The organism is Arthrobacter sp. (assembly GCF_031179985.1).
Taxonomy (GTDB): domain Bacteria; phylum Actinomycetota; class Actinomycetes; order Actinomycetales; family Micrococcaceae; genus Arthrobacter.
Window position 1 is genome coordinate 17,180 of the sequence record NZ_JAPSHJ010000041.1, and the last position, 18,408, is coordinate 35,587.

Sequence of the window (18,408 nt, forward strand, 5' to 3'; positions counted from 1 at the left end):
GGGAGCGGTCAGAGCGCGCAAAGATCAGGCGAAAAGCCGAGCTGCAGGCGCAACTTTCTATTATAGGGCGTTCAGCATAAGGGTACGTCCGGGCAACTCAGGCCTAGCCGCGGAGGCTGTCATGGGAATAGAGTTCTTTGCCGTCGCGGACAGTCTGGAGACACACTGGATTGACCCCGGTGTCCAGTGCCGGCAGGAGCGGAGTCCTTGCCCGGGGATCGGTGCTCCAGGACTGTACCCGGCGGTCTGCTACCTGGACCATCAGTTCCTCGACCTCCCATACTGCAAAGCTCGCGGGTGCCCCAGGTACCAGCTGGCCAGCCATCGGGTTGGAGTACTTTGCGGCCCGCCAGCCTGCCCGGGTGTGCCCCAGGAATGCTGCCCGTGCAGAGATCCGCTGTTCGGGATTGCTGTGTTCCAGGCACGCCCGCACGCTTTCCCAGGGGCGAAGCGGTGTCACCGGACTGTCACTGCCGAAGCAGACAGGCACTCCGGCCGAATACAGGGTGGCGAAAGGATTCATAGTGAGGCGGCGTGAACCGAGCCGTTCCTGGTACAGGCGTCCCTCGGCGCCCCAGGCTGCATCGAAAGCCGGCTGGGCACTGACAGTGATGGAGTGACGGGCAAGTCTCTCGATAGCCGGGAGGTCGGCCATTTCCACGTGTTCAAGCCGGTGTCCTGCCGCCCGGATACGCTGATCGCCAACCTCCGCGGCAGCCTGGTCAAAGGCTTCCAGCACGGCGTCCAGCCCCGCGTCTCCGATTACGTGGAAGCCAGCCTGAATCCCCACCAGTGAACAGGCTGCAATATGCGCGGCCGCCTGGTCCACGGAGAGGTACCTGGTGCCCCGCTCCCCCGGTGCATCGCTGTAGTCGGCGCGAAGAGCAGCCGTCCTGGACCCAATGGAACCGTCAATGTTCAGATCCCCCGCGAGTCCCCGAACGCTAACGCCAAGTCCGCCAAGAAGGGACTGAACATCCCTTTCGGATTCGGCGAGCTGGCCGCGGTAGGCGAGAATCTCTGGAAAAGCCTGTCCCTTGGCCTCGTTCCAGCCCACTGCGAGCTGCAGGTCCTTTACGCCGCCGATGTGCGGGGCGGACATTTCAGCGAGAGCCACATAGCCATTGGCTGCGGCCTCGGAAAGGGCTCTGCGCTGGAACTCCCGAATCTGTTGCTGCGGGAACTCGCGGGCTGCCAAACGGGCGGCCGTATGCTCCTCCCGTTTCACCTGACTGTTGGCCGCGGTTTCCGGGGGGTGCGGGGATGACAATTTGGCCGCAGCGGCCAGGGACGAAGAGACCAGCGCGGAATGGGCGTCCACCCTCGCAAGGTAAACCGGCCTGCCCCCGGAGGCCCGCTCCAGTTCTTCCCTGCTGGGGAGGGTTCCGTCAGGCCAGGCACTCTCATCCCAACCGTGCCCCATAACAGTCCCGGTGCCGCCCCAGGCAGCGACGGCGTCGAGCAGTTCTCCGGCCGAGCGAACCCCATCCAGCTGAAGCGAGTCCAGCGCGATTCCAGTCTCGGTCAGGTGGACATGTGAATCCACAAAGCCTGGTGCGACCAGCGCGCCCCTGAGATCGATGATTTCCATGGCATCATCAGCTATGGAGGATGCTGCCTGTTCCGAGCCCACCCAGGCCACAGTTCCATCGTCCACGAGCATTGCAGTCGCAAATGGATCGGCAGCGGTGTAGACAGAGCCGTTGCGGTACAGGGTCACCTTCCGCTCGGCCTGCTTGCTTTTTGCCGGCTCCTGGGACGAGGAGTCAGGCGATGAGTCAGACATGGATGAAATACTCCTGAACCTGGTAGTGAAAACTGACGGTTGAGCGTCCGGCGGAAACTCCGCGTGCGGGAACTCCAAGTTTGGGCAGGGCGGATCAGGCGACAGTGGAATACGCGACGACGCCGCGGCGCACCAAGGTGATTGCTTCGCTGCACAGCCTGGCAATCCTGGGATCAAGGCCCGGGATCTTGGCCAATTGGTCAAGGAGGTCAATGACCTGCTTGACCCAGCGCACGAAGTCACCGGCGGCCAGGTCAGTTCCGCTGAGGACTTCCTGGAGATGGCGGCCTTTCGCCCATTTGAAGATAGGCCACATAAGCCCCAGCTCCGGCTCTCCTGTCAGCGGAAGCTTGTTTGCTTCCTCCGTGTCCTCCAGCGCAGACCATTCCTGAACCACAATGTCCACCGACGTTTCCAGTGAAACGCTTGGCATACGGGGCCTGAGTCCACGGTCTTCACGCTTCGCCTGGAAGACGAGGATGCTGGCCAAGGCGGCGATTTCCGCAGCATCCAGGTCATCAAATGCCCCCTGCCTAAGGGCTTGGGAGATCAGCAGATCCTTCTCCCCGTAGATCCGGCGCAACCGTTGGCCGTCCGGGCCGATCACTACCTTGCCGGATTCAGCCGTCTCAAGGTATCCGTAGCTGAACAGCACGTCGCACACCCGGTCAAAGGTCTTCGCAATGGTGTTGGTCCTGCCCTGGATCTGGCGTATCAGGCCGTCTGTCTCCTGGCGCAGCTTCCACCAGCGCTCCGACCAACGCGCATGGTCTTCCCGCTCGCTGCAGCCGTGGCAGGGATGGGACCGCAAGGCGCGGCGCAGCTCGGCGATCTTTCGTTCCTGGTCCGGAAGCGCCGCTGCCCGCCCAAAGTCGTGGTGCCTGCTGCTGTCGGGAGCAGGCGGACGGTTTTCACGGATCGCATTGCGCACGGAGGAAGCAAGCTCGCGGCGGGATTTGGGCACTTTGGCGTTGAAGGACTTGGGGATCCGGATGCGTGTGACGGGCGAAACCGGCCCCTCGAGATCGTGAATTCCGATCCGCCGCAGCTGATGGTCCATGGTCAGGACCGCCGGCCTCGGTTCCCGGGACGTGTGGTCAGAGCTCAGCACGACGGCGAATCCCGGAGCCCTTCCTGTGGGTACGTCAATGACGTCGCCGGGAAGGAGCCGGCTCAAGGAGTCTTCGGTGAGGGACTTTCGGGCCCGGGACTGGCCGCGGGCCGCAACATTCTCGGCGTCGGACAATTCACGACGCAAACGGGCGTACTCCGTGAAATCTCCGAGATGGCACGTCATTGATTTGCGGAATCCGGCCAGCGATTCCTCGCGGCTGCGCACCTGCTTGGCCAGTCCGACGACGGAACGGTCGGCTTGGAATTGAGCGAAGGAAGATTCGAGGATCTCACGAGCCCGGGGCCTGCCGAACTGTGCCAGAAGGTTGATGCTCATGTTGTACGTGGGACGGAAGCTGGAGTTCAGGGGGTAGGTGCGCCGGGATGCGAGGCCAGCTACCGCCGCCGGATCGGTTCCTGGTTGCCACAGCACCACCGCGTGACCCTCGACGTCGATGCCGCGCCGCCCGGCGCGACCGGTCAGCTGCGTGTATTCGCCGGCGGTGATACCCACATGGGCTTCACCATTGAACTTTTCAAGCTTTTCCAGCACCACTGAGCGTGCAGGCATGTTCACGCCCAAGGCAAGCGTTTCCGTTGCGAACACGGCCTTTACCAAGCCCTCCGCGAACAATTTCTCCACCACTTCCTTGAAAGTGGGCAGCAGCCCTGCGTGATGGGCAGCCAATCCCCGGAGGAGACCGTCACGCCAGCTCCAGAAGCCCAGCACGTCCAGATCCTCCGAAGGAATGTCCTGGCCGGCTTCGTCGACGCGCATGGCGATGATCCGCTGTTCCTTCTCAGTGGTCAGCCAGAGTCCGGCGGATACACACTGTGCGACGGCGGCGTCGCAGCCTGCCCTCGAGAAGATGAAAGTGATTGCCGGCAGCAAATCCTGCCGGTCCAGGCTGGCGATGACCTGGGGGCGGCTGGCCTTGCGCACGGGGCTTCGCTGCTCGCCGGAGGCACTGGGGTTCTCCCGTCCTTGCTGCCCATGCTGGCGACGCTGGCTGCGGCCGCCATGACCAAACCGGCCGCGGAAGTTCATCTGGCTTTCGGCCTTCGCCATGGACAGCAACTCAGGGTTCACTTCAAAGCCACGCTGGCTTGCTGCTTCTGCTGAAAGCACCGGCTCCGCAGCGTCGGCATCCGGAGGCGCTATTTCGTCGAAGGGCGTTTCACCTGCGAAGAGGTCCACGATGTTCCGGCCAACCATAACGTGCTGCCAAAGGGGAACGGGACGGTGTTCTGAAACGATGATGTCGGTTTGGCCCCGGACAGTGTCCAGCCACGCTCCGAACTCCTCAGCGTTGGAGACGGTTGCGCTGAGCGAGGCCACCTGGACCTCGCTGGGAAGGTGGATGATCACCTCTTCCCAGACGGCCCCACGGAAACGGTCTGCGAGATAGTGAACCTCGTCCATCACCACGTAGCCAAGATCGTCAAGGGAATCGGAATCGGCGTAAAGCATGTTCCGCAACACCTCGGTGGTCATCACCACAACCGGTGCTTCACCGTTGATGCTCGTGTCCCCGGTTAGCAAACCGACATTATGAAGCCCGTACTTGTCGGAGAGCTCGAAGTACTTCTGATTGCTCAGTGCCTTGATCGGTGTGGTGTAGAACGCCTTCAGGCCACGCTGCAGGGCGAGGTAGATGGCGAACTCCCCCACAATGGTTTTTCCCGCGCCTGTGGGTGCCGCTACAAGGACACCGCGGCCGGCCTGTAATGACTTGCAGGCCTCGCGTTGAAAGTCATCCAGCTCAAACTCCAGGGAACGGACGAAACCACCCAGGTAAGTATTGGCTTCGGCGGTCCGTTCAACGCTGGCCCGGTAGAGCTCGGATGGCGACTGGGGCCCGGATATGGAGGACATGCATCAAGCCTAATGGGCGGAGAGCTACAGATTGCCCAGTTCGGTCCGTGGGGTTGCTATGTTGGCGGAGGCTTCGGTCTCGGCAGCGCGTTTTGCCGCCTTCCGGTCCCGACGCCGATCGTTGAGCAGGCATAGACCAATGGCGGCGAAAAACAGCGCCAGCATGGGCCCGGCGAGGTAGAACATGCTCATGGCGTCAGCGCCGGGGGCTGCCATAGCCGCGAACAGGCACACCAAAAACACGGTAATCCGCCAGCTCTTGACGAGCTGCTGCCCCTTGATGATTCCAGCCAGGTTCAGTCCAAAGAGAACGACCGGCAGGAGGAAGGCAATGCCGAAGGCCAGGAGGAGCCGCAGGACGAACGCCAGGTAAACCTGCGCACTGATGAAGTTGGAGCCCCCGCTGGGAGTGAAGTCTGTGAGTACCCGGACAGCGTTGGGAAGCACCAGCCAGGCCAGGACTACCCCTCCTACGAAGAGCGGGACTGCGGCTGCCACAAAGGACAGCGCCAGGCGCCGCTCTTTCTTATGCAGGCCAGGAACGATGAAAGCCCACAACTGATAAAGCCATACAGGGCTGGCAACTATCAGGCCCAAGAAGACCGACACCTGGATCATCAGATCAAAGGAACTGGCCACACCGTCAAAGTTGAGCGAGGCCTGACGCCCCTCTTTTTCGTTGAGGTCAACGATGGGTTTGATCAATGCGGCGAGCATCGGCTGATAGGCCAGAAAACCGATGATGGTTCCGAGGATGACACCGATTGCGGACTTGAACAGCCTGTTCCGCAGTTCCTTGAGATGGTCAAGCAGCGCCATCCTCCCCTCAGGGTTGGATCGGCGGCCCATGGTTACTGCCATCTGGACTTAGGCGCGGTTCGACGGCGGAACGTCAGTACCGTCCGCGGGGCGGTTGTCCGTCGGGTTGGTGCGGGGGTGGTTCACCACTTTGCCTTCGACCGGCTCAGAGCCGTCTTTCGCCTCCGGGGTTCCGTCCTTCTTCATTTCCCGGACTTCGGACTTGAAAATCCGCATCGACTGCCCAAGGCTTCTGGCCATGCCAGGCAGGCGCGGTGCAGCAAAGAGCACCAAAGCCAAAACAATAATGATGATGAGATGCCAGCCTTCAAGCCTCATGATGAGAGGTCCTTTCGTTTAGATACATCCTACGTCTAACTGAATTCGATGTCGCGCAGCCGTTGGGGCTGCCCGCGGTCCGCCTTGCGCTGTACGCGCCGGGCACGACGCCTTTCCTGTCGGGCGGCTTTCCCCGCGTGATACTCGTGCCGCATCTGCTCCGGGGAAGCGAAGACCGCAAGTCCTGGTGGCAGGGACTGCGTCAGCCTCCCGGAATACTGTCCGTCCCCGCTACCGGCATCAGGATCAAGGTCAGTGAATGAACTGCCCGGTCGGCTGCCGGGTCCGCCAAGGCGGCTTCCGGCCTCCCCAAGTTCCTTCAAGGTGGCCATGATCTGACGGAAGAGCCGGAAGCCCAAAAAGGCGTAGAAGAGGAGGGACAGCGCAACGAGCGCTATCCAAAGAAGTATCCAGGACCACCAAGGCATGCTGAGTAGTCTAGCCGCCGTAGTTGGCCAAGGCCTCTTCGATCCATCGGCCTGCCGCCGCAGCTGCATCGTCGGGCTTCAGGATCCGTACACCCCCGCCGTGCTGAGCGACGAAAGCCGGCAACCATTCTGTGCTGCCAAACCGGATTTCGGCCAGAAGTCCGGCATCTTTTCCCCCTTCAATAAGAGGCGCTGTCCGTTCCGCGTAGTAGTCCTCAGCAAGGCCGGCAGCTTGTCTGGTGAGTTGCACCGTCACGAGCGTATCGTCGTCGTTCGGGGTGAAAAGCTTGACGGGGAACCCTTCTGAGGCCTCGCCGTGGTCAGTCGCAGCCCGTCCGTTTGGACTGAGTTTCTCGATGCGGTCAAGGCGGAAGTTGCGAAGCCCCTCGACGGAGTGGCAGTAGGCCTCGAGGTACCACGTGTTGTCCAGGGAATAGAGCCGGAGAGGATCAATATCCCGTTCGGAGAAGGAGTCGCGCTGGGGTGACAGGTAGACCAGATGCAGCTGCCTGCGGGATTCAATCGCGTCCCTCGCGGTCTGCAGATGTGCGGAGTTACCGGGGCTGACTTCAGGCCCCGCCAGTGAGGCAGCCCTGAGACCTTCCTCCCCCGCAGCTGCCATCAGCTTCAGCGTTACTGACTCCAGGGCACTTCCTTCGGCCAATTCCGGCAATCCGTTGAGCGCTTCGAGGCCGGTAAGGAGGGCACACGCTTCATCAATGGTGAAGCGGACAGGCCGGTTCAGGTCCAGGTCCTGGGTGATGTAGACGTGGTCGTCCTCCCACTGGATGTCGAGCAGGTCGTCCGGATACCCCTCCGGCAGACCTGAACAGATGAGAATCCGAAGATCGTCTTCCAGTTCTTTCCTGGTCACTCCAAAGCGGTCCGCGACCTCGCGGATATGCAGGCCCTGGTTATGGACCAGGAAAGGCACCAGCTGCAGCATCCGTTGCAACTGGTCCTCCGAGGTACGCTTACGGGTCCGCTTGGCAGCGGTGTCGTCCGGGAACTCGATTGGCGGCACAGGGGTGGCCGCGAAGGCCACGGCTGCTGTGAGCCGCCTTCGGACTGAGTCCCTCAATTCCTCCGGCAATACGACCACGACGTTGGGGCCATAGGATGCCAGTTCTTCGCCCAGCACTTCCGAATCCCGGTAAGGAACGCAGAGACGGTCCCAACCGTCGTCGGGGGTTCCTGCTTGGGGTGCAGTGTCCAGATCCCCGTCGCGGTCCGGCTCCTGCCCCGCGAGATCAGCCCTTCCAGCGTCAAACGCCAGTGCTGCCTTCTTCCGCAATCCCAGCACGCGCCCTTCACGCACATCCACGACGGCGGTCCTGAGCGGGAGCTCGGGTAGTTTGTCGAGCTCCGCGCGGGCGCTAAAGCCGGCAGGCGGTGTGTAGGAGTCCTTTTGCAGCACCGTGACGGCCGATGTGAAGCGCGAGAGCCGGAAGTACCGCTGGGCCCCACGGGAACGGTCGAAGGCGACGAGGTACCACTGGCCAAAGCGGCTGCCGAGTCCCCAGGGCTCCACGAGGCGTTCCTCTTCTTTTCCCGTTGTTCCAGCCAGATATCGGAAGCTCACCGGATGTTGGGAGTGCATTGCCGCAACCAGGTCCTCGAAGGCTTGGCCTGGAGGTTTAATGCGTGGCTGTACGCCAGAGGGAAGTTCGGCCACGGAAGACAGTTCACCCGTCGCCTGCAGCTTGCGCATGGCACTGAGCGCGGCCGAACCAAGCGCAGCCTGCTCCCACAGCTGGGAGGCAAGGATAAGAGCGGTGCACTCTTCCGGAGTGAGGCTGACATCGGGCAGGCGGTTGGATTCCTTGCCGATCCGGTATCGCGTGGTGGCGGGGTCATCGGATCCCCAACCCTTGTCGGTCACCGTTTCCACGTCGAATCCGAACTGCCGGAGATCATTCTTGTCGCGCTCAAACATCCGCCCGAAGGAGACATCGCTGCTGCCCGGGTCGTGGTAAATCTTCTCGCGCAGCTCACTGCGACGCAGCCCATACCGGGTGTTGAGGAGGGCGATGAGCAGGTTCAGGAGGCGTTCAGTACGTGAGGCGGACACCCCATCAACGTTACTAAAAACCGCTTGCTGAAACGCAGGAAGCGCGGCCGCAATCGGAAATACAGCTCCGATTGTTACCGCGCTTCCAGGCTCCGTGGGCTGATCGCCCAACCGTGTTTACCGCTGCTTAGCGCACGCCTACCAGGTCAACAACGAAGATGAGTGCCTCGTTGGGGGCGATAGCGTTTCCGGCGCCACGGGAACCGTAGGCAAGCTCTGAGGGGATTTCCAGCCGGCGTCGGCCGCCGACCTTCATGCCCAGCAGGCCCTGGTCCCAGCCCTGGATAACCTGGCCGACGCCCACCTTGAAGTCCAGCGGTGCTCCGCGGCCCCAGGACGCATCGAATTCTTCGCCGGTGGACCAGGCAACACCAACGTAGTGCGTTGATACGGTGTCACCACGCTTGGCTTCGGCGCCGTCGCCCTCGATGAGGTCTGTAATCACCAGTTCAGTGGGGACATCGCCCTCAGGGAAGTCAATTTCAGGCTTCTGGCGGTCGAAATCACGCTGACCAAATGACATGGTTGCTCCTTTTGTTCGGGGTGGGACTGTGAGGATTGTTTACTTAACGCCGAGGATATCGACGACGAACACGAGGTCGCCCTTGGCTTCGCCCTGCGGCTTGTCGCCGTACGCCAAATCCTTGGGAATGACCAGCAGCACGCGGGATCCGACCGTCTTACCGGCCAGTCCCTGTGACCAGCCCTTGATAACGCCGTCCAGGCGGAAGCTGGCTTTTTCGCCGCGATCGTAGCTGGAGTCGAACTTCGTGGCGCCTACCAGGGTCACACCCACGTAGTTAACCGTGAGGGTGTCGGTGGCCTTAACTTCCTGGCCCTTGCCCTTGATGAGGTCCTGGGAGATGAGCTCCTTGGGGGCCGCAACGCCGTCGACGTTAATCTCGGGGATACCCTTGTCGTTTTCCTTCACAGTGGGAAGGCCGGCCGGAGGCGTGACGGTGTCACCCTCTGGCTTGTCCAGAACCGGCGGGGCGTCCTTGGAGGACAGCATCTTCACAACCAGGAGTTGGGTTGGCTGTGCCTCTCCGCCCTGGGCTGCAGCCTGTCCTGGGATGCCGATTGCCAGATAGGACCCGATCTTCGCGCCCACGAATGCGTTGAAAATGGCGGGGTTGCTTGTTTTGAACTCTTCGTTCAGTTCGATGGGCAGAGGCTCCCCCTCGAAGGTGTCATCCAGCTTGGAACCGTCCTTGCCGCTGAGGGCGAGGATGGACACTTCGGCTATCTGATTGGCTTTGACTGATTCGCCATCGCCTTCCTTGACCACCTTTACGGTGGGTTCTGCGACATCCAGCGGCTTGGTGAACTCAACACCCGGCGCTTTCTTGTCTCCATTTTCAGTGAGCTTCAGGGTGTCGAGCTTTGCTGTTTCACCCGCGGATTGACTTGTTGGCTCGGGAGCGGCAGCTGGTCCGCCGCACGCGGTCAGCAGCAGCAGTCCGGGAATGAGAATTGCTAGTATTCGGCGCACGTAAGAACTTTCGTCGGGGCAAGATGGACGTCATGCCGGCATCAGGCTCGCGGCAGAACAAGGGTGGCCGCATAAACGGCCCCATCCAGCTTAACCCCTGAAGCTGGGTATCAGCCCATAGAGTCCAGAAGCGCATCCACCCGGTCGTCAATGCTGCGGAACGGATCCTTGCACAGAATGGTCTGATGCGCCCTGTCATTCAGCTTCAGGTGGACCCAGTCAACGGTGTAGTCCCGGCCCAGCTCCTGGGCCCTTCGGACGAAGTCTCCACGTAGTTTGGCCCTGGTGGTCTGCGGCGGGGCGTCCACGGCGTCCTTGATATCGATGTCCCCTACCAGGCGCCGAGTGGCTCCCCTGGACTGGAGCAGATAAAAGAGCCCTCGCGAGCGGGAAATGTCATGGTAGGTAAGGTCCAGTTGGGCAATCCGGGGAGCGTCGAGTCCGAGGCCGTGGCGCTCACGGTAAGTGTCCATCAGCTTTTTCTTGATGGCCCAGTCAATTTCGGTATCGATGGTCCGGGTGTCACCGCTTTCGATCGCATCGAGGGTGCGTCGCCACAGATCAAGGATCAGCGGCACGTGCGGATTATGGGCGCCATTCTCGGAGACGAAGGCGGTCACTTTGCTCAGGTACTCATGTTGGATCTCCAGGGCAGTGAGCTGCCTGCCGTTGGCGAGTCGGACAAGGGCCCTGCCGGTGAGGTCGTGGGAGATCTCCCGGATGCTTCGGATGGGGTTTTCCATTCGCATGTCGCGCATGATCACCCCGGCCTCAATCATCCGCAGAAGCAGGTCCACAGTACCTATCTTGAGCAGCGCGGTGGTTTCCGACATGTTGGAATCACCCACAATGACATGGAGGCGCCGATAGAATTCGGCGTCCGCATGAGGCTCGTCCCGGGTGTTGATGATGGGCCGGGACCTGGTGGTGGCGGAGGAAACACCTTCCCAGATGTGGTCTGCCCGTTGCGAGAAAGCGAAGGTCGCCCCGTGCGGAGTCTTCAAAATTTTTCCGGCACCGGCAATGAGCTGACGGGTAACCAGAAAAGGGATGAGGATTTCCGCGAGCCTGGAGAACTCGCCACGGCGTGGAATCAGGTAGTTCTCATGGCTGCCGTATGAATTGCCGGCAGAGTCGGTGTTGTTCTTGAAGAGATATACCGTGCCGTTGAAGCCCTCGGCGGCCAAACGGGCCTGGGCTTCATCGACCAGGTCATCGAGGATCAGCTCTCCGGCGCGGTCGTGCGCTATCAACTGAGCCAAGTCATCACATTCAGCCGTGGCGTACTCAGGGTGTGAGCCGACGTCCAGATACAACCGGGAACCGTTAGTGAGGAACACGTTGGAGGACCTGCCCCAACTCACCACTTTGCGAAATAGGTAGCGTGCCACTTCCTCAGGAGCCAACGGCCGAGAATCCGGGCTGGAGTAGGAAATGCCAAACTCCGTTTCGATGCCAAAAATCCGTTTGTCCATGTCAGTTCCCCTCGGCTAGGAGTTCCGCGATCTCTGCGTCTCCAAGCCGGCGGAACGCCCGGCGCGTGCCGAGTGCAGTCTCCGATTCCCGGTGCAGGACCGCTACTTCAACAGCCGAGGGAGGCAAGGCCGAAGCGTCCTTGTCAGTGACAAGACCGCGCATGGCCAAGCGGACGGCGCCGGCAAGGTCAAGTTCCCGCTGCCAGCCTGCTTCGACGGCTGCCGAGACCTGTTCGGCCTGACCGCCCATCACGATGAAACCCTTTTCGTCCGCGATGGAACCGTCGAAGGTCAACCGGTACAGATGGTCCTCATCCTGGCGGCTGGCCACCTCCACGACAGCGAGCTCCACCTCGAAGGGTTTCTGTTCAGCGGTGAAGACCGCCCCGAGGCTCTGGGCATAGACGCTGGCCAAGCCCCTTGCGGTAACGTCCTCACGATCGTAGGAATACCCGCGTACGTCCGCGTACCTCACACCCGCCTGGCGGAGGCTTTCAAACTCGTTGTACTTTCCGACGGCGGCAAAGGCGATCTTGTCGTAGATTTCGCCGATCTTGTGGAGGGAAGGCGATGGGTTCTCGGCAACAAGGGCTATCCCGTCAGCGCCGCTGATGACCACGACGGACCTGCCGCGTGCGATGCCTTTCCGTGCGAAGTCCGCACGGTCCTTCATCAGCTGTTCGGGAGATACATAAAACTGCTGGGTCATCTCAGGACTCCCTGTGAGCCGAAGCCCGTGACTCTATGACCCGTTGCGCGGCTTCGGCCAGGACGGCCTCAGGGACACGGCGGGCACCTGCACGGTTCACCGTGTACACCACCGGCCATAGCTGCCGGACTGGATCCGGGCCACCTGTGGCGGAATCGTCGTCGGCCGCGTCATACAGGGATTCCACAGCCACCCGGATGGCTTCATCCTCGGAGATGTTCGGACTCCACAGTTTCTTGAGTGCCCCCCGGGCGAACATGGAGCCGGACCCTACCGTGTGGTGTTCCTGTTCCTCGTAGCGCCCTCCGGTGACGTCGTAGGAAAACAGCCGGCCCACTCCCGCCTGAGTGTCGAAGCCGGCAAACAGTGGAATCACGGCGAGCCCCTGCAAAGCCATGGGCAGGTTTCCCCTGATCATGGCGCCCAGCCTGTTGGCCTTGCCGTCCAGGCTGAGCAATGTGCCTTCGATTTTTTCATAGTGCTCGAGTTCCACCTGAAACAACCTGGTGATATCGATGGCAATCCCTGCGGTACCGGCGATACCAAGCACCGAGTACTGGTCTGCGGGGAAAACTTTCTCGATGTGGCGGCTGGCAATGATGTTTCCCATGGTGGCGCGGCGGTCTCCGGCCATGAGCACGCCGCCGGCATACGTCAGGGCAACAATGGTGGTGGCGTGTGGAACCTGCGGCGGCTGGGTGGACCCGGCCTGCGGCGTTGGAAGAGGATTGTTGAAGGGCAGCAGTCCTGGCCTGTCGCGTTGCAGGTGTTCGGTGAACGATGACGTCGCATTGGCCGCTACCTGGTTGGCTGTAGTTTCCTGCACTGCTGCACTCCTTCAACGTGGTGAATCAACGTTTTCCTCACCCATCGGGCACTGGGGCTCGTCCGCTTATTGGCCACCCTTTTGGACGAAGGCCCGAACGAATTCCTCAGCATTGGATTCGAGGACTCCGTCGATTTCGTCCAGAAGGTCGTCAACGCCTTGTGTGGCGGCTGACGCCTGGGCTTCCGCAGGAGCGGGAGGGGTTGCGGGGATATCCTCGTCAACTTCACTATCCCGTGACTGCGGATGTTGCTGCTCCTGGCCTGCCATTGTTCCTCCTTCTGAGAGTCCCCAATTCCTGCAGGGACATCCTGTAAGCCAATAGTGCCATGCCAGAGGCCCCTGCGGGTGGCTTTATCCGGGTGGCGGAGTGGTGCCCAGTCCCAGGAGCTCCGCGAGGAAGGGCGCGGCCTCGTGATGACGGGCAAACAGTCCGCCCGTGAGTGCTTCGGTGCCGCGCAGTGGTTCCCGCGTGGGTACGCGTTGGAGCCGTCCGTAACCCGGAACGTCGAAGATGACCGAGTCCCAGCTGGCCCCAACAACGTCTTTGCTGAAGCTGCTGACGCAGCGTCCCCGGAAGTACGCCCTTGTGTCTGACGGCGGCTCAGCCACCGCACGGGCAATGGCCTGGCCATCCACGATGCGCTGCATACGGTTCCTGGACAAAAGCCGGTGGTACAAACCCTTTTCGGGACGGATGTCCGCCCATTGCAGATCGATCAGTCCCAGGCGTGCGTTGTCCCAGTTGAGCCCGTCCCGCTGCCGGTAACCCTCCAGCAGTGAAAGCTTGGCGAGCCACTCCACCGAGGAAGCTGCGGCGTCGCGGTTGTTGTCCAGTTGGCTGAGCGTTGCCGCCCAGCGCTCAAGGACTGCGTGCGTGTGACCGTCCCCGTCCACCGCGTCAGCCACTCCGGCGTCCTGCGAGAGCTTCGCGGCGGCCTCGTGGTACATCCATTGAAGGTCCAGGGCTGTCACTCGCCGGCCGTCGAGAAGCCGGATGGTGGCTGTCAGGGAGGTGTCATGGCTGACAGCCTGGAGGGCCGCTACAGGTTCGTGGACTTCCACTTTGGGGGCCAGGCCCGCCTCGATGAGGCTGAGCACCATCGCCGTGGTACCGAACTTCAGGTAGTTCGAGGTCTGGCTGAGGTTGGCATCACCAATGATGACGTGCAGCCGCCGGTATTTGTCAGCTGTGGCGTGGGGTTCGTCGCGGGTGTTGATAATGGGGCGGCGGATGGTGGTTTCCAAACCCACTTCGGCTTCAAAAAAGTCGGCACGCTGGCTGATCTGGTAGCCGGGCCGGGAGCTGTCCTGCCCCAGCCCCACCCGTCCCGCTCCACAGACAATCTGCCGGGAAACAAAGAACGGCGTCAGCCCCCTGACAATGTCCCCGAAGGGAACGGAGCGCGGCATGAGGTAGTTTTCGTGCGAGCCGTAGGAGACGGACTTGTTGTCAGTGTTGTTCTTATACAGGTTGATGGGCGGCAGGGTAGGGTCAGCGGCCAGGCGCCGGACTGCCGCCAGCACCACAAGGTCACCGGCAGCATCCCAAGCCACCGCATCACGCGGGTTGGTCACTTCGGGGCTGGAGTATTCGGGGTGGGCATGATCCACATACAGCCTGGCCCCGTTCCCGAGGACCATGTTCATGAGCAGCGAGCCGGATTCGTCGTCGCCATCATGGTCCAGCTCGTCACGACCGTAGGCCATGGCAATGGCCTCCGCGTCGAGGACCGGCGGCTGGTCCGTCAGCTGACTCGGATCCGCGGAGGTGCGTTCCACCGTCCAGCCCCTGGCATCGTGCAGGGGCTCCTCATCCGTATAATCCCAGCGCGTCTCCGCTCCCCCGGCCGCACGCTGCCTGGTGACCTGGGCATAGGCCTGGATCACGCGGGCGGACATCATGGTGGCATTGGCTCCAGGCGCAGAGGGAGCATGGATACCGTACTCTGTCTCCGAACCCATCACTCTCATGGCGCCGCCCGACGGCAGGGCAGAGCCTGGAGCGCGTTCGGGGCGGGCTGTCACAGGTACTGTCCAGTATTGGGCATCGTTTCGATGGACTTGCCCGGCTCCTGACCTGCCTTGCCTTGGACAATGGTACGGATGTACGTAATCCGCTCACCCTTCTTGCCGGAGATCCTGGCCCAATCGTCCGGATTGGTAGTGTTCGGCATGTCCTCGTGCTCGCGGAACTCATCAATGACTGCTCGGAGCAGGTGGTCTATGCGGATGCCCTTCTGGGCCGTGGTGAGCAGGTCCTTGATGGCGTACTTCTTGGCTCGGTCCACAACATTTTGCACAACCGCACCTGAGTTGAAGTCCTTGAAGTAGAGCATCTCGGTATCACCATTGGCATACGTCACTTCGAGGAACTCATTGGATTTGTCCGTTGAGTACATCGCCTCGACTGTGCGCTGGATCATGGCATCAACGGTGGCCTGGACATCGCCATTGTGTTCGGCAAGGTCTGAGGCGTGGAAGGGCAGATCCGTGGTGATGTACTTGTAGAAAATGTCCGCTGCCGCCTCGGCATCCGGCCGATGGATCTTTACCTTCACGTCCAAGCGCCCTGGGCGCAGGATAGCCGGATCGATCATGTCCTCACGGTTGGAAGCGCCGATGACAATCACATTGTCCAGCCGTTCCACGCCGTCGATCTCGCTCAGCAGCTGGGGAACGATGGTGGTCTCGACATCGGAGGAGATTCCGGTTCCGCGGGTACGGAACAAGGAGTCCATCTCGTCGAAAAACACCACTACGGGGCTGCCATCGGAAGCCTTTTCGCGTGCCCGGGAGAAAATGAGCCGGATGTGGCGCTCGGTCTCGCCGACATACTTGTCCAGGAGCTCCGGACCCTTGATGTTCAGGAAGTAGCTCTTGAGATCCACATTCCCGGTGCGCTCGGCAGCCCTTGCGGCGAGGGAATTGGCCACAGCCTTGGCAATGAGGGTTTTGCCACAACCGGGAGGGCCGTACAGGAGAATCCCCTTGGGGGCCTTGAGGCCGTGTTCACGGTACAGATCCGGGTGCAGGAACGGGAGTTCGACGGCGTCGCGGATCTGTTCAATCTGCGGACCCAGCCCGCCGATATCGTGGTACGTGATGTCCGGGACTTCCTCCAGCACCAGGTTTTCAACCTCGGCACGGGGAACCTTTTCCAGCGCGTAACCGGTGCGGGAATCGATGGACAACGCGTCCCCCACCCTTAGCTTTTGTGCCATCAGCGGACCGGAGAGGCGGATGACCCGTTCCTCATCGGCCCGGCCAACCACCAGGGCGCGGTCGTGACCCAGCATTTCCTTGAGCGTTACGAGGTCGCCGGCACGCTCGAAGCCGAGCCCCGCCACCACCAGGAGTGCCTCGTTGAGCAGCACCTCCTGGCCGACGGCCAGCTGGTTGATGTTGACCAAGGGGCTGATCCCCACGCGCATTTTGCGGCCCGCATTGAAGATGTCTACCGATTCTTCCGTGACGGCCTGGGTGGAACTGCCCGGCGCAACCTGCCGCTTCGGATTGAGCTGGAGAATCGTCCCGAAGCTGTAAGGAGGCTGGCCCTCCTGATCCAAGGCGTTCTTCAGGCGCAGAATCTCTGCCTTCGCCGTTTCCAACATGCCCACGAGCTTGGTGTTGTTTTGCGTTGCTGCCGCGAGTTGGCGGTCGATGTGGCGGAGTTTGTCCCTCAGAATGTTGATCTGCCGGTCAGCGACCGAGAGTTCGCTGGCGCCGTAACGTGCACCGTCCTCGGCTCCTGGACCTGCCGTGTCCCCTGCGGGCGTCCGTCCTGATTCGTTGTTTGGCATCTCCATGATCATCAGCCCCTTCTTGCGCTCTTATTAAGACCATAGTCCCAACAACGCAAGGTCTGCTGAAGCTTTCCGAAATACGGACTAGTTCGTGATCTTTGGATCGTCCTTCACATTGGTTCCTGCAATGGCGTCACGGGCAGCCCGACGCAGCTTCTTGTCAGACACCAGACGCTCTCCCACCGCACCCGGAGTCCAGGCGTTGACGTCCTCGTCGTTGAACTCCGTCTTGGAGGGACGACGCTTTACGGAGATGCCGGTGACGCCGTCGGCAAGCCTGCGCGTCACGAGAAGGAAGCCGGTGTGCGCCACCATCCGATGGTCCGGGCGTACGGCCAGGCCTTCCAGGTGCCATCCGCGCACCATTGATTCCCAGGCGTCGGGCTCTGTGAAGCGCCCGTCTGCCCGGATGGCCTCCGCGGTACGGGACAGCTGGGTCACCGTAGCAACGTAGTTGATCCACACACCACCCGGGGCAAGAACCCTTGCCACGGCGTCCAGGCACTCCCAGGGTGCCAGCATGTCGAGCACCACACGGTCAACGGAACCGGGGGCTTCACTGCGCACCACTTCTTCCTGGAAGTCGCCCAGGGAGATCTTCCATGCCGGATGCGGACCACCAAAAATTGTCTCCACGTTTCCACGGGCAATATCGGCAAATTCCTCACGTCGCTCAAAGGAATGCAGGTAGCCGTTGTCCCCTACTGCACGCAGGAGCGAAATGGACAGGGCTCCGGAGCCCACGCCCGCCTCAACCACGCGGGCACCGGGGAAGATGTCAGCCATGGTCACGATCTGTCCGGCGTCTTTGGGGTACACCACAGCGGCTCCGCGAGGCATGGACAGCACGAAGTCCGACAGCAACGGTCGAAGCGTCTGGTACTGCTGGCCAACGTTGTTGGTCACTACCGAGCCGTCAACTTTGCCGATGATCTCATCGTGGTTGAGGAATCCACGGTGGGTGTGGAATGCTCCCCCCACCTCCAATGTGATGGTGTTCATCCGACCACGTTCGTCAGTCAGCTGTACGCGCTCACCCTCGCGGAAGGGACCCCGGCGCCTAGCGGCACCAACCGGCTCGGCACTTGCCGTACCCAAGCCTGGATTTTCGGCTGTGGCGGTACCGGTGGCGGCGTGATCGCTGCTCATGGACTGTTCCTCGCTCCTGTAATGCTGTTTGGCTGCTCATTGAGAGCGCCGGCACCAAGCTGCCGGGCCTGGTGGTGATTATGCTCTTGCCCTATTTCATGGCCGGCAGGTAACTCTACCGGTTCCTGCTTATCTGCGCCCGTTGCGTTGGGCTTCCCTGCCGGTGATCGCGTCCAAAACGGCGTGCTTATGCAACACGCCTGTCACTATGCCATGGTCATCGATCACGGCATACTCGCTGCCATTCAGCTTTGACAGGTACTGGAGCAGATCCTGACCCTTGTCCGATTCCAGAACGTAGGCGCCGTCGTCGAGCTTGTAGGAGACCGCACTGGCGGGGGTACTTGCCTCTGCCCCGGCCGGGACCGCCGCTACAGATTTGGGATCCACCAACTGTTTGGGACGCCTGTCGCTTCCGAACAGGACCACCGCCGGGAAACCGGCAGGTGAGAGACGCAGGACATCCGCCACCGTGGACGCTTCGGAGAGGCCGACGGCGGGTTCCGCCAATGCGGCAGCGGCCACCAAATGCAGGCGGCT

The 18,408-nt window shown here is 61.6% G+C and carries 15 protein-coding genes and 1 pseudogene; all 16 read right to left on the minus strand.

Annotation, left to right across the window (positions count from 1 at the left end; translation table 11 throughout):
- Window positions 1–103: 103 nt before the first annotated feature.
- On the minus strand, window positions 104–1,786 hold the full coding sequence (locus RIN13_RS15880) for an amidohydrolase (protein ID WP_309108302.1): 1,683 nt from the start codon (window positions 1,784–1,786) through the stop codon (window positions 104–106).
- Between the two features lie 94 nt (window positions 1,787–1,880).
- Window positions 1,881–4,775, minus strand: coding sequence for a DEAD/DEAH box helicase (locus RIN13_RS15885; RefSeq protein WP_309108303.1), 2,895 nt, complete (start codon window positions 4,773–4,775; stop codon window positions 1,881–1,883).
- A gap of 24 nt (window positions 4,776–4,799) precedes the next feature.
- Window positions 4,800–5,636, minus strand: coding sequence for a twin-arginine translocase subunit TatC (tatC, locus tag RIN13_RS15890; RefSeq protein WP_309108304.1), 837 nt, complete (start codon window positions 5,634–5,636; stop codon window positions 4,800–4,802).
- Between the two features lie 6 nt (window positions 5,637–5,642).
- Window positions 5,643–5,912, minus strand: coding sequence for a Sec-independent protein translocase subunit TatA (gene tatA / locus RIN13_RS15895; protein WP_309108305.1), 270 nt, complete (start codon window positions 5,910–5,912; stop codon window positions 5,643–5,645).
- Window positions 5,913–5,947: 35 nt separating this feature from the next.
- Window positions 5,948–6,340, minus strand: a complete 393-nt coding sequence (locus tag RIN13_RS15900; RefSeq protein ID WP_309108306.1) for a hypothetical protein — start codon at window positions 6,338–6,340, stop codon at window positions 5,948–5,950.
- 10 nt (window positions 6,341–6,350) lie between these two features.
- A complete protein-coding gene (locus tag RIN13_RS15905) occupies window positions 6,351–8,411 on the minus strand; it encodes a WYL domain-containing protein (RefSeq protein ID WP_309108307.1) in 2,061 nt (686 codons plus the stop codon).
- Between the two features lie 127 nt (window positions 8,412–8,538).
- Window positions 8,539–8,934: an FKBP-type peptidyl-prolyl cis-trans isomerase gene (locus tag RIN13_RS15910; RefSeq protein WP_309108308.1), complete on the minus strand. Its 396-nt coding sequence runs from the start codon at window positions 8,932–8,934 to the stop codon at window positions 8,539–8,541.
- A gap of 39 nt (window positions 8,935–8,973) precedes the next feature.
- The gene (locus tag RIN13_RS15915; RefSeq protein ID WP_309108309.1) at window positions 8,974–9,903 is read right to left on the minus strand and encodes an FKBP-type peptidyl-prolyl cis-trans isomerase; all 930 of its coding nucleotides are present in this window, start codon (window positions 9,901–9,903) and stop codon (window positions 8,974–8,976) included.
- Window positions 9,904–10,013: 110 nt separating this feature from the next.
- Window positions 10,014–11,378 carry a Pup--protein ligase gene (gene pafA / locus RIN13_RS15920; RefSeq protein ID WP_309108310.1) on the minus strand — a complete coding sequence of 455 codons (1,365 nt, stop codon included), beginning with the start codon at window positions 11,376–11,378 and terminating at the stop codon, window positions 10,014–10,016.
- A 1-nt stretch (window position 11,379) separates the two neighbouring features.
- Complete coding sequence (gene prcA / locus RIN13_RS15925) at window positions 11,380–12,087, minus strand: proteasome subunit alpha (protein ID WP_309108311.1); 708 nt, start codon at window positions 12,085–12,087, stop codon at window positions 11,380–11,382.
- A 1-nt stretch (window position 12,088) separates the two neighbouring features.
- Window positions 12,089–12,913, minus strand: coding sequence for a proteasome subunit beta (gene prcB, locus RIN13_RS15930; RefSeq protein WP_309108312.1), 825 nt, complete (start codon window positions 12,911–12,913; stop codon window positions 12,089–12,091).
- Window positions 12,914–12,979: 66 nt separating this feature from the next.
- A complete protein-coding gene (locus tag RIN13_RS15935; protein WP_309108313.1) occupies window positions 12,980–13,183 on the minus strand; it encodes a ubiquitin-like protein Pup in 204 nt (67 codons plus the stop codon).
- Between the two features lie 84 nt (window positions 13,184–13,267).
- Entirely contained in the window at window positions 13,268–14,941 is a 1,674-nt protein-coding gene (dop, locus tag RIN13_RS15940; RefSeq protein WP_309108314.1) for a depupylase/deamidase Dop, read from the minus strand.
- Window positions 14,938–16,722, minus strand: a complete 1,785-nt coding sequence (gene arc / locus RIN13_RS15945) for a proteasome ATPase (protein ID WP_309108316.1) — start codon at window positions 16,720–16,722, stop codon at window positions 14,938–14,940. Before arc ends, dop begins: the two co-directional genes overlap by 4 nt.
- Before the next feature lie 81 nt (window positions 16,723–16,803).
- Window positions 16,804–17,868, minus strand: coding sequence for a tRNA (adenine-N1)-methyltransferase (locus tag RIN13_RS15950; protein ID WP_309108315.1), 1,065 nt, complete (start codon window positions 17,866–17,868; stop codon window positions 16,804–16,806).
- Window positions 17,869–17,997: 129 nt separating this feature from the next.
- Window positions 17,998–18,408 (minus strand): annotated as a pseudogene (locus RIN13_RS15955) (site-2 protease family protein); the annotation flags it as partial.